The organism is Pseudomonas sp. GW823-FHT02E01 (assembly GCF_058797535.1).
The window spans coordinates 318,890-331,185 of sequence record NZ_JBXAJS010000002.1 but is presented as its reverse complement, the minus strand read 5'-3'; the positions used below and the strand labels follow the sequence as shown (position 1 = coordinate 331,185).

General features: G+C 54.7%; 13 protein-coding genes. 11 read left to right on the top strand and 2 right to left on the bottom strand.

Features of this window, described 5'->3' with window-relative positions:
• Positions 1–4 precede the first annotated feature (4 nt).
• Positions 5–1,393 (bottom strand): heavy metal sensor histidine kinase, encoded by a 1,389-nt coding sequence (locus tag AC1RDQ_RS05270; protein WP_492586630.1) that lies wholly within the window; start codon positions 1,391–1,393, stop codon positions 5–7.
• Positions 1,390–2,079, bottom strand: coding sequence for a heavy metal response regulator transcription factor (locus AC1RDQ_RS05265; RefSeq protein ID WP_175388670.1), 690 nt, complete (start codon positions 2,077–2,079; stop codon positions 1,390–1,392). Before AC1RDQ_RS05265 ends, AC1RDQ_RS05270 begins: the two co-directional genes overlap by 4 nt.
• A gap of 208 nt (positions 2,080–2,287) precedes the next feature.
• On the opposite strand from AC1RDQ_RS05265, the gene AC1RDQ_RS05260 reads away from it, so the two are divergent.
• The 11 genes from AC1RDQ_RS05260 (at position 2,288) to AC1RDQ_RS05210 (ending at position 12,228) form a co-directional block, all read left to right on the top strand.
• Entirely contained in the window at positions 2,288–2,638 is a 351-nt protein-coding gene (locus AC1RDQ_RS05260) for a co-regulatory protein PtrA N-terminal domain-containing protein (RefSeq protein ID WP_492586629.1), read from the top strand.
• 171 nt (positions 2,639–2,809) lie between these two features.
• Positions 2,810–3,346, top strand: a complete 537-nt coding sequence (locus AC1RDQ_RS05255; protein WP_492586627.1) for a cupredoxin domain-containing protein — start codon at positions 2,810–2,812, stop codon at positions 3,344–3,346.
• Between the two features lie 96 nt (positions 3,347–3,442).
• Complete coding sequence (locus AC1RDQ_RS05250; protein ID WP_492586626.1) at positions 3,443–3,697, top strand: DUF2933 domain-containing protein; 255 nt, start codon at positions 3,443–3,445, stop codon at positions 3,695–3,697.
• A gap of 2 nt (positions 3,698–3,699) precedes the next feature.
• Entirely contained in the window at positions 3,700–6,060 is a 2,361-nt protein-coding gene (locus AC1RDQ_RS05245) for a heavy metal translocating P-type ATPase (RefSeq protein ID WP_492586624.1), read from the top strand.
• A 214-nt stretch (positions 6,061–6,274) separates the two neighbouring features.
• Entirely contained in the window at positions 6,275–6,643 is a 369-nt protein-coding gene (locus AC1RDQ_RS05240; protein ID WP_492586622.1) for a DUF3302 domain-containing protein, read from the top strand.
• A 643-nt stretch (positions 6,644–7,286) separates the two neighbouring features.
• Entirely contained in the window at positions 7,287–7,502 is a 216-nt protein-coding gene (locus AC1RDQ_RS05235) for a co-regulatory protein PtrA N-terminal domain-containing protein (protein WP_492586620.1), read from the top strand.
• Positions 7,503–7,714: 212 nt separating this feature from the next.
• On the top strand, positions 7,715–9,781 hold the full coding sequence (locus tag AC1RDQ_RS05230) for a copper resistance system multicopper oxidase (protein ID WP_492586618.1): 2,067 nt from the start codon (positions 7,715–7,717) through the stop codon (positions 9,779–9,781).
• A gap of 12 nt (positions 9,782–9,793) precedes the next feature.
• Complete coding sequence (locus AC1RDQ_RS05225; RefSeq protein WP_492586616.1) at positions 9,794–10,060, top strand: hypothetical protein; 267 nt, start codon at positions 9,794–9,796, stop codon at positions 10,058–10,060.
• Positions 10,032–11,018: a copper resistance protein B gene (locus AC1RDQ_RS05220; protein ID WP_492586614.1), complete on the top strand. Its 987-nt coding sequence runs from the start codon at positions 10,032–10,034 to the stop codon at positions 11,016–11,018. The genes AC1RDQ_RS05225 and AC1RDQ_RS05220 overlap by 29 nt, the downstream gene beginning before the upstream one ends.
• Positions 11,019–11,027: 9 nt before the next feature.
• Positions 11,028–11,765, top strand: a complete 738-nt coding sequence (locus AC1RDQ_RS05215) for a c-type cytochrome (protein WP_492586612.1) — start codon at positions 11,028–11,030, stop codon at positions 11,763–11,765.
• Entirely contained in the window at positions 11,755–12,228 is a 474-nt protein-coding gene (locus AC1RDQ_RS05210) for a DUF411 domain-containing protein (protein ID WP_492586610.1), read from the top strand. The genes AC1RDQ_RS05215 and AC1RDQ_RS05210 overlap by 11 nt, the downstream gene beginning before the upstream one ends.
• Positions 12,229–12,296: the final 68 nt, after the last annotated feature.

The following is a 12,296-nucleotide window of genomic DNA, read 5'->3' as shown; positions in this document are numbered from 1 at the left end:
GGATTTACGCATGTTCCAGTCCGGAGCTAGGGAGCTCCATATGAAACGAGGTTTCCCCATTGAATGAAGTGCACCAGATCCTGCCTTCATGAGCTTCGATAATGGACCGAGTTATTGCTAATCCCAGCCCTGCGTTACTTGGACTTCCTTCGCGCCGTGCGGGGTCAGCGCGATAAAATCGATCGAAGAGCTTTTCAAGGTGCTCGGGGGCAATGGTCTCCCCTGGGTTTTCCACCGTCACGATTGCTTTCTTCCGTTCCTGGCGGATATCCACGCTGATGGTTTGTCCCTCCGGGGTATAGCGCAGGGCATTCGAAAGCAGGTTCGAGATGGCTCTGTGCAGCATCAGCACATCGCCTCGGACACTGCCTTGGCCTGAAACCGTGAGGCTGATACCGCGCTCATCGGCTAGCAGGCGGTAGTACTCCAGCAACTTTTCCACTACCTCCAATAGGTCTATTGGTTTGTCCTCATGCGTCATCAGGCCATTGTCAGATTTCGCCAGAAAAAGCATGTCATCGATCATTCGCGCCATACGCTTCAAGTCATCGAGATTTGAGTACAGATTGTCTTCATAGTCCTCGATGTCCCGTTTTCTGGAGAGGACCACTTCCGTATGAGTCATCAGATTGCTGACCGGTGTACGCAGTTCGTGAGCAATGTCCGCAGAAAAATTTGATAGCCGGACAAAAGCATCATCCAGTCGGGACAACATCGCGTTGAACGAAGAGACCAATTGTTGAAGCTCTTTGGGAACGGGCGCTAATGGAATGCGCTCTTTGAGTGATTTAGCCGACATCGAAGCCGCGACCCTGGTCACCTGATGAATTGGACGCATACCACTGCTTGCAACCATCCATCCCAACCCCGCACTGACGAGCGCACTGATTACCAAGCCTATCCAGAACCAGCGCTGAAGCGTCGTGAAGAAGGACATATGCTGAGTGACATCAAAGATCAAGATGACCGTAAATGGCTTTTCCTGGCCGGTAACCATCGCTTCCGCCGTCATCCCGCGGAACATTTGCTCCTGTTCCTGCCACTCCCACACATTGCTGTTTGACGTCGTGCGAAACTGTTGTGGAACGTTGATTGGTCTTGGATCAGCGAAAAGCAGCGTTCCTTCACTGTCCAGGATGATGGCTGTCAAATCACGGTGGGCCCCGAGCAAAGCCTGTAACTCGGGCTTTATCTCGTTGAATTGATCGACGCTGGTCAGATCTCCCAGGATTCGCTGAGTGGATTCGAGCTTTTCGGTCAGGGCCTGCTGATCCAGCATTTTGAAATGATGCTGGCTGAGGTGGTTGAAGCTGAGCCCGGCGACAGTGAGGACGGCCGTCACCGCAAGCATGAACATCAGGCTCATGCGTGTCGTTAGGGATAGACGGTTCATTCCGAGTCTGAATCCGGTGAGTCGATCATATAGCCCATACCACGTGCGGTGTGGATCAGCTTGACTTCAAAGTCGTCATCAATCTTCGCTCTGAGCCTTCTAACCGCGACCTCGATCACGTTGGTATCGCTGTCGAAGTTCATGTCCCAGACTTGCGAGGCGATGAGCGATTTTGGCAGCACTTCGCCCCGGCGTCGGAGCAGCAACTCCAATAGCGCAAATTCCTTGGCCGTAAGGTCTATGCGTTTACCTCCTCGAATGGCCCTGCGCTTGAGCAGGTCGACTTCAAGATCAGCCAGTTTCATGCTGGGAAGAGCGGGAGCACTATTGCCGCGACGCAACAGCGTTCTGACCCGAGCCAGCAATTCAGAAAATGCGAAGGGTTTGATCAGGTAATCATCAGCGCCGGCTTCAAGTCCCTTGACCCGATCTTCAACGCGGTCGCGAGCGGTCAGGAAAAGCACGGGGACATCTTTGCCGGAGGCGCGGACCTTCCGGAGTACTTCCCACCCGTCCATACCCGGCATCATGACGTCCAGAATCAGCAGGTCATACGCTTCGCTCAAGGCATGTTGAAGAGCCTCGGTACCATTGGTATAGCGATCCACGTTGAAGCCCGCCTCAGTGAGGCCTTGCTGCAAATAGATACCTATCTTTGGCTCGTCTTCCGCAACCAAAAGTCTCATGGGGGTGGCTCTCAAGTGATGATAGGAGTGAGTTTGCAACGAATCCGTCCAGCCAACCAGCAACTGACAGAAATGTAATATTGGGCTCAGGTAGATGTCAGCGAGCGTTGTCTAGGGTTCGAGCATGAGCACTTTGAAGTGTTCATCCGCCTCTCCGGTGAGCAAGGTCCTGTCGAGCCGGACAACATTCCTACGAAGGAGCGCCCCAATGAACTACCTCAAAACCTTGTTTTTTGCTGGCTCAATTCTGCTCTCGGCCTCGGTCTGGGCTGAAGGGGGTGGAGACCGAGTGATCGACCGCATTAGCACTATGCGAGACAAAGCCGAAGCCGTCCTGGTTCAGGCCGAAAAAGCCCCTGCTGGAAAGCGTGATGCGCACATGGCAGAGCACATAAAAATGCTCGGAGAAATTTTGGGCCAGCTGCATCAGGACCACCCCGATGCAGCAATGGCACCCGTGCAGCACCTCGCCTGGATGGAAAAGCACGACAAAGTCGTTGATGACGTTTTGAACCAAATGCAACGTGAACACAAACTCATGGTTTCAGAAAGTCAGTAATAGCGGCTCTACCTTGAAGCTTTACGCATTCAATCTAGATGAAATGGCGTTGTTTAGGCCCCGTACTTTATTTCAGGAAACTGACAGAAATGTAGTGTTCAGGTCAGTTAGCTGGCAGCTCCGTTTCCTTAACATAGCCAGCGCCTACTCATTCTCGTTCTTGAGGTCGTTATGAAAGCAAAATTTGCCACACCGCTGATTGCTGTAATGGTTCTGCTCCTGGGAACTTCAGCCATGGCCAGCGTAGGCCATGGAAAAGATGACACTGGCCAACTGGGAGCGGCCGCCGACGTGAATCGCACCATTGAAGTGAGGATGGGCGACATCTTCTTCGTATCCGAAAACATCAGTGTCAAACCAGGAGAGACGGTTCGATTTGTCCTGCGCAATGAGGGCTCGCTGCTGCATGAGTTCAACATTGGTAAAGCTGCTGCCCATGCCGCCCACCAAAAAGAAATGGCAACCATGTTTCAAAACGGCACCCTTACCCCCAGTGGGCACGGGCAAGCAATGGCCGACATGGAGCACGGCAGCGGGGGTATGAAAATGGTTGGTATGGAACACAACGACCCGAACAGCGTTCTGATCGAGCCAGGCGCAACCAAAGAACTTATCTGGACCTTTTACAAAAGCACCAGTTTGGAGTTCGCCTGTAACGTTCCGGGGCACTACCAGTTGGGAATGGTGGGTCAGCTTGAGGTGAAGTAACAGAGGCTTGATCAGTATCAAAGCCTTCAAACGAGCATTGACTACTCTCAGTTGCAGACGTCGCAGCAACGTTGTCCGGACAATGGAGACCGCACCATGCCAAACCATTCACATGTGTCTGAAAAAGTTCGTTCACCATTTTGGAGAAGTAAGGCCGGCGTGATACTGATTATGCTGGTTGCAATCGGTGCGTTCTACCTGGTTCGGGAACACTTCGGCCATGTTTCGCCTTACCTGCCGTATCTGATTCTGTTGGCCTGTCCTTTGATGCATTTTTTGGGGCATGGCCATGGTGGTCACAGCCGAGATGGTCATCCAACCGAGGCCAACAAGGATGAGAAAGGAAGCTAGTCATGCCCGACGCGACGAGTCATCACGACCATCATCATTCTCACTCTGTAAAACCCCTGGATGGAGGTTTGCGCGACCCGGTGTGCGGCATGGCCGTTACCCCACCGAGCCTGTTCAACGAGCTTTATGAGGGGCAGACGTATCAGTTTTGCAGCCTGAAGTGCCAAGAGAAGTTTCGAGCTGAGCCTGGCCGTTATGCGGGTAATTCGTCGGATGCCAAACCTGCTAGCGATCCGAAGCCGGTAAATGAGTCACTGATGGACGCAGAATTCACCTGCCCGATGCATCCGGAGATACGCCAGTCCGGGCCCGGTACCTGCCCAAAGTGCGGCATGGCATTGGAACCGGTCATGCCTGGGCTTGAGGAGGAAGAGAACCCCGAACTCAAGGACTTCGCTCGCCGCTTTTGGTGGTCGTTGCCACTCACCATTATTGTCACAGTACTGGCCATGGCGGGACACTCGCTGCAACTGGTCCATGGGGCGACACAGAACTGGATTGAGCTCATCCTTGCCACCCCGGTGACCCTGTGGGCGGGCTGGCCATTTTTTGTGAGGGGCATCGACTCTATTCGTCATCGCAGTCCAAACATGTGGACCTTGATTGGCCTGGGCACAGCGGCAGCCTATCTGTACAGCGTCACAGCCACACTATTCCCCCAGAGTTTTCCCGCTACCTTCATACAAGACGGTCGCATCGGGGTCTACTTCGAAGCCGCAGCAGTGATCATTTCACTGACGTTGTTGGGCCAGATGCTTGAGCTCAAAGCGCGATCACAAACCTCTGCCGCGATTAAGTCCCTTCTGGGGCTGTCACCCAAGACGGCACGCAGGCTCAATGCCGATGGCCAAGAGGAAGATATTCCGCTGACACATGTGCACAAGGGGGATCACCTGCGGGTAAGGCCGGGGGAAAAGGTTCCCGTTGATGGCTCCGTCCTGGAGGGTGAAAGCGCGGTCGACGAGTCGATGCTAACGGGTGAACCCGTGCCGGTGATGAAGAGGATCGGAGATAGCCTGATCGGGGCTACGCTCAATACCCATGGCAGCCTGGTGATGGAAGCGCAGAAGGTGGGTGCTGAGACCGTGTTGTCGCAGATCGTACAGATGGTTGCCCGTGCCCAGCGCTCCAAAGCGCCCATGCAACGCATGGCCGATGCCATCGCCGGCTATTTTGTGATGGGCGTCATCACCGTGGCCATCCTGACTCTTGTGGGGTGGGGGCTCTTCGGTCCTGAACCCAGTTGGGTCTTCGGTCTGATCAATGCGGTCGCCGTGCTGATCATTGCCTGTCCCTGTGCGTTGGGGTTGGCAACGCCGATGTCGATCATGGTTGCCACAGGTAACGCGGCCAGCATGGGTGTGCTGTTCAGAGATGCCAGCGCGATCGAGAACCTTTGCAAAATCGACACGCTGATCGTTGATAAAACAGGAACCCTGACGGAGGGGCGCCCGGAATTTCACAGCGTGGAGGCCACGCAGAAGTTCACTGCCCATGAAGTCCTTCAACTGGCCGCCAGCCTCGATCAGGGCAGTGAGCATCCCCTGGCTCACGCAATCGTTGATCACGCCCGAGCTGAAAAACTTGTACTGACCAAGCCTGAATCGTTCGAGTCCGGATCTGGGATTGGCGTCAGCGGAATGGTGAACGGTAAGAGAGTCCAACTGGGTAACACGGCCTTGATGGCAGATGCCGGTGTGGATATCAGCCCCCTGAGAAACTGTGCAGAGCAGTTACGGCTTGAGGGAATCAGCATCATCTACGTTGCTATCGACGGATTATTGGCAGGGTTGCTGGCAGTGTCAGACCCAATCAAACCAACCTCCAAAGAGGCTGTCACCAAGCTCAAGGCCGACGATGTGAAAATCATCATGGCTACTGGTGATGGTCTTACTACGGCCCGTGCAGTAGCCAAAGAGATGGGCATCGAGGAGGTGCACGGTGAAGTAAAACCTCAGGACAAAGAACGTCTAGTCGCAGACCTTCAGCAATACGGTCGCCGGGTTGCCATGGCTGGCGACGGTATCAATGATGCGCCGGCTCTGGCACGAGCAGATGTGGGTATCGCAATGGGGACGGGGACAGATGTCGCGATGAACAGCGCACAGCTTACCTTGGTAAAAGGCGACTTGATGGGGATTCTTCGGGCGAGAGCCCTTTCTGTCGCGACAGTAAAAAACATGCGGCAGAATTTGGCTTTCGCGTTTCTCTACAACTCGATGGGCATTCCGCTCGCCGCAGGCCTTCTTTACCCAATGACTGGACATCTGTTATCACCGATAGTCGCGGCCATCGCCATGAGTGTGAGCTCTGCATCCGTCGTCCTCAATGCATTGAGGCTGAGGAACATACATATAAAGTGAAGTCACGGCACAGCTGAAGGTGCCGCGCAGACAACGGTCAAATTCCAGCGGACCAGCGTCGATCTTACTGTTGAACGTAACCCTTCCCAATAGGGCTACTTTCAACATGCCAAGTCGGATATTCAGCAGTCTAACGCCCCGGGGCCAAGTCATGATCTCCAGACGATTGACTAGACTGACGTGAGTAGTTCGTTGACGACGAACGGAGGGAGTCATGCTTGATTACTTCGCTTTGGGCCTCTTAATTTTTGTCGGGTTAGTCTTGTTTTACGGAATCCTCGTGCTGCATGACATCCCCTATAACATCGCCGTGAGCCGCAATCACCCTCATCAGGACGCGATCCATGTGACCGGTTGGGTCAGCATGTTCACCCTGCATGCGATCTGGCCGTTCCTGTGGATCTGGGCAATGTTGTACAAGGAAGATCGAGGGTGGGGCTTCAGCGATGGAAAGTCGCCGCAAAGCCATGTCGTTCACCTAGAGCACCAGGTGGCCGAACTGCAACGGCGCATCGAGCGGCTGGAAGATGCAGCGGCGTCGCCACCAGCATCGGCGATGACTAACTCCGGTGAGGGCAACTGAACTCTACCCACTCGCCGCAGGCCTCCATACCCACTGACCGGACATCTTTTATCACCGATGAGGTCAACGTTGAAAGCGACGGAAAACCGGAGCGTGTACGTGCGGTAATTGAAGGGGGGGGCTTTCCTGCCAGCATCAGAGCCTGAGGGCGCTGATCTGCTTCAGGGGGCTCACGCTGCTCATTTGCTTGCACATCCTGAGTTTGACGACGGACCAAAATGCACCGCCCGCTTACTTCAAGGATCTCTTGTCAGCGCATGAGGAGTTGGTTCACATTACCGTTGAACTTAGCCCTTCCCAATAAGCCTGCTTCAACAGTTCAAGTCGGATATTCAGCACACTTCCACGGATTAGCGAGCACGACTTCCAGTAAGGGGGATTTGTGCGACCAATTATTAGCCGAACATGAACTGAAGCATCAAAGCGCTATCATTTTTGAGCAATTGGGAGCGGCCTGCTCTCGCTTGTTCTTTCAAAATATTGTCAGAAAATCAAAACCTTACAGAACTGTAATTTTCACCTAAGGTTCCTGACAGGGGGAGAGTCTTAAAGTTACATCGAGCTTTGAGCTCACTCCCCCCCGCGAATCATCTCTTGATGTGGGTTCAACGGGTTAAGCAAATCTTATTTGAGGATACCCCCAATGAAATCCATGAAAACACTGTTGATCGTTGCCGCTTTGACCGCCTCCTCTCTGGCTATGGCCTCAGGCGGTGGCGACCGGACATTCGCTCGTATGGAAGCAGCAAAGAAGAACGCAATGGAAGTGTACCAAGCTACCCAAAAGCGAGCTGATCAAGCACCTGTAGCTCAGAGCAACGTCAAGGCTGTCAACCAAGCCAAATACTCAGCGAATTGATGCGATCCCAAGCTGACAGAAATGTAATCACTTCGGTGGTTAAAGTGTGGCAATTTCAGCGCTCGCCTGCCGTATGAATTTTGTCATTTGCGGCGGCGGGCAAGGCTCATCTGGATTCGCGACGCACTCCTGAGAGCACGCCCCTAACCGATAAGCACAACGCTCAGTGTGTTTCGCACGGTTTCCCTTTTGACTGATTGGATATAAACGGCATGCATTCCAAAACCTCTAGGCGGACCTTCGTCAAAGGCCTGGCCGCTGGTGGCATTCTCGGCGGTCTTGGTCTGTGGCGCACTCCTGTATGGGCCGTAACCAGCCCGGGTCTGCCGAGTGTTCTCACCGGTAACGAATTTGACCTGTTCATTGGCGAAACCCCCGTAAACATCACCGGTTCGCCGCGTACAGCCATGACCATCAATGGCACTTTGCCGGGGCCTCTGCTGCGGTGGCGTGAAGGGGATACGGTCACACTGCGGGTGAAGAACCGCCTGGATCAGGACACCTCCATCCATTGGCACGGGATCATCCTGCCGGCCAATATGGATGGCGTGCCGGGCTTGAGCTTTCACGGCATCGCGCCCGATGGCATGTATGAGTACAAATTTAAGGTGCATCAGAACGGCACCTACTGGTATCACAGTCACTCGGGCATGCAGGAACAGGTCGGTGTCTACGGGCCGATCGTGATCGATGCCAAAGAGCCTGAGCCTTTCCAATACGACCGCGATTACGTGGTGATGTTGTCTGACTGGACCGATGAAGATCCTGGCCGAGTCATGGCCAAGCTCAAGAAGCAGTCGGACTACTACAACCACCACAAGCGGACCGTAGGCGACTTCATCGGCGATGTGAGCCAGAAGGGTTGGTCCGCGGCGGTGGCGGATCGGAAAATGTGGGCCGAAATGAAAATGAACCCCACCGATCTCGCCGACGTCAGTGGGGATACCTACACCTACCTAATGAACGGCCAGGCCCCTAACGGCAATTGGACCGGGATTTTCAAACCGGGGGAAAAACTTCGCCTGCGCTTCATTAACGGCTCAGCCATGAGCTACTTCGACGTCCGTATTCCAGGCTTGAAAATGACCGTCGTGGCGGCCGACGGCCAGCACGTCAAACCGGTCAGCGTCGATGAGTTTCGCATTGCCGTGGCGGAAACCTATGACGTGATCGTCGAACCTGCCAGCGCAGAGGCTTACACCATTTTCGCCCAGTCCATGGATCGCACCGGCTATGCCCGCGGCACCTTGGCCCTGCGCGAGGGGCTGAGCGCACCAGTACCGGCAACTGATCCGCGCCCGCTTTTGACCATGGATGACATGGGGATGGGGGGGATGGACCATGGCAGCATGGCCGGTATGGACCACAGCGCCATGAAGCAAGGTGACATGTCCGGTATGGCCGGCATGGATCACAGCAAGATGGCCAGCATGGACCAAGGTGACATGTCTGGCATGGCCAGTATGGATCACAGCAAGATGACTGGCATGGACCAGGGCGGCATGGCCGGGATGGCCGGTATGGACCACAGCAAGATGGCCGGTATGGGCCAAGGTGACATGTCCGGCATGGATCACAGCAAGATGGCCGGTATGGGCCAAGGTGATATGTCCGGCATGGCCGGGATGGATCACAGCAAGATGACTGGTATGGACCAGGGCGGTATGTCCGGCATGGCCGGCATGGACCACAGCAAGATGGCTGGTATGGACCATGGTGACATGTCAGGAATGGCTGGCATGGGTGGCATGGAGATGCAGTCGCACCCAGCCTCTGAGACCAATAACCCATTGGTCGATATGCAAGCCATGAGCACTACGCCGAAGCTCAACGACCCGGGTATTGGCCTACGGAACAACGGCCGTCGCGTGCTCACTTACGCGGATCTGAAGAGCACTTTCCAGGACCCTGATGGCCGCGAGCCCAATCGGACGATCGAGTTGCACCTGACTGGCCATATGGAGAAGTTTTCCTGGTCATTCAATGGCATCAAATTCTCCGACGCCGAGCCATTGCGCCTCAAGTATGGCGAGCGCCTGCGCATCACGCTGGTGAACGACACCATGATGACCCACCCCATCCACCTCCACGGCATGTGGAGCGACCTCGAGGATGAGCACGGAAAATTCATGGTGCGCAAACACACGATCGACATGCCACCCGGTACCAAACGCAGCTATCGCGTCACCGCCGATGCCCTGGGACGCTGGGCCTATCACTGCCACCTGCTGTTTCACATGGAAATGGGCATGTTCCGTGAAGTACGGGTTGATGAGTAAGGGAAACGGATTATGAGCAGATATCTGAATCGTCAGTCATTGATTGGTTGCGCCCTTGCCATCGGCATATTGAGTGGAGTGCCCTTGGTACAAGCTGGGGAAGGCAATGCCGAGCACGCTTACGCTGCTGCCGACACAGACAAGTCAGCAACAAAGCATAAGACCAAGACAAGTGAGTCCAAGTCTGATCACGGTTCTATGGGCCATGGAACGATGGACCACAGCAAAATGAATCACGAGTCGATGGATCATGACTCAAACACTAAAAAAGCGGATTGAGACCATGACCCTTAAGCTTTTACGTCCGACCCTGATGGCGTTGACGGTTTCAGTCAGCTCTGTGTTTGTTGGTATCGCTTCCGCGGCTGAAGAGATGGATCACTCCAAGATGGATCACGGTTCGATGGGAACCATGGACCATAGCAGCATGGGGGCAATGGATCACGGCAATATGAACATGGACCAAGGCCAAATGGAGGGCATGGATCACAGCACCATGAATATGGATGCTGGGGTAACCACCATGAGTCGGACGCCCATTCCTGTATTGACCGATGCTGATCGTAAGGCCGCCTTTCCGCCTGTCGCAGGTCATGGCGTGCATGACAAGAAACTCAACTCTTTCGTCCTCCTGGATAAATTTGAATATCAAGACGCGGATAACGGCAGCGCTCTGAGTTGGGATGCCAAAGGTTGGATCGGAGGCGACGTCGATCGTTTGTGGCTACGCTCGGAAGGTGAGCGTACTAATGGTGTGACGGAAGATGCCGAACTCCAGGCGCTTTGGGGCCATTCCATCGGTCCATGGTGGGATGTTGTCACCGGTGTGCGCCAGGACTTCAAACCCGGTTCACCGCAGACGTGGGGGGCTGTTGGGATCCAGGGCATGGCCCTCTACAACTTCGAAACTGAAGCAACCGCTTTCATAGGCGAGAACGGCCAGACCGCCGCTCGACTAGAAGGTGATTACGACATTCTGCTCACCAACCGCTTAATCTTGCAGCCGACCGCCGAAGTGAACTTCTACGGGAAAAACGACCCACAGCGCGGCATTGGCTCTGGATTAGCCAATACCGAAGTGGGCTTGCGGTTGCGCTATGAGATTGTTCGTGAGTTTGCCCCTTATATCGGGGTTACCTGGAATCGCTCCTACGGCAAGACCGCCGACCTGGCCAGCGATGAAGGGGAAGATACCAACGAAGCTCGCTTTGTAGCCGGTATTCGCATGTGGTTCTAAGGGGCTGACATGAAAAGAACAATAAAAACGTTGACTGCTGCCAGTGTGGTCGCCGCCATTGTAGGCGCCGGTGTCGTGTATTTCGGGGTGTTTAATGTGGGCGCCGATGACCCCCATTCGCAGGCCGTGCACTCCCTACTCTCAACCGCTCGGGATCGATCGATCGAAGTACGCTCCCGAGACATTGAAGTCCCCGACCTGACAGACGAAGCGCTCATTCGTGCAGGTGCTGGCAACTACAATGCTATGTGCATTGGTTGCCACTTGGCTCCAGAGCTCGCGCAAACCGAGTTGAGTAAGAGCCTCTATCCGGCACCTCCCAACTTGTCGAAGCTTGGTGTCGATGGAAACCCAGCAGCAGCGTTCTGGATCATCAAGCACGGTATCAAGTCCACGGGCATGCCTGCCTGGGGTAAAAGCATGTCTGATCCCTATATTTGGGGAATGGTTGCTTTTCTTCAGCAGCTTCCGGGTATGGATGCTCAGGAATACAGAGCGTTAGCCGCGAGCAGCGGTGGCCATCAGCACGGTGGGGGTGAGTCCATGATGCATAACCACGAAGGTCAGCATGATGGTCAAGAAGAAGCGACTTCTTCACATCACCATGATGCAGGCGGAGCTGAAGAACTCGCCGAAGCTGACGTTCACCACGGCGACACAAGCGGCGCCCATGCTCCTGCACCTTCAGCCGCTCAGCCAAAGACTCATACCCATGCCGATGGCAAGGAGCACACTCATGCGCAATAATTTTCGTCGTTCCGGCCGGGCACTTCGCCTCGCGACATTTGCGGTTCTGTTTATCGGCTCGGCTGCCCACGCTGCTGAACCTCTGACGATTGATGTCTATCGAGAGCTTTACTGCGGATGCTGCAAGAAGTGGATTAAGCACCTTGAAGCGAACGGCTTCACCGTCATTGATCATGTAGAAACAAACACAAACATGAGCGCGGTCAAGCAGGAGCTGGGCGTCGCTCCGCGCCTCTCGTCCTGCCACACTGCGGTGATCAATGGGAAATTTGTTGAAGGCCACGTGCCTGCCGAGCAAATAGTCGAGTTGACTAAGCGCACCGACCTTCTCGGGATTGCTGTACCCGGCATGCCGGCAGGCTCGCCCGGGATGGAGGGCGAGGGACCGCAGGAAGTCTACCAAGTCATCGGCCTGACCAAAGCAGGTACTGATGAAGTACTCGCTGAGTACCCAGCACACTAGTTTTCAAACTGCCCGTCATCCCTGCATGATCACTGCTCGTGACCATGCAGGTGAAGCGAGCCCTTACC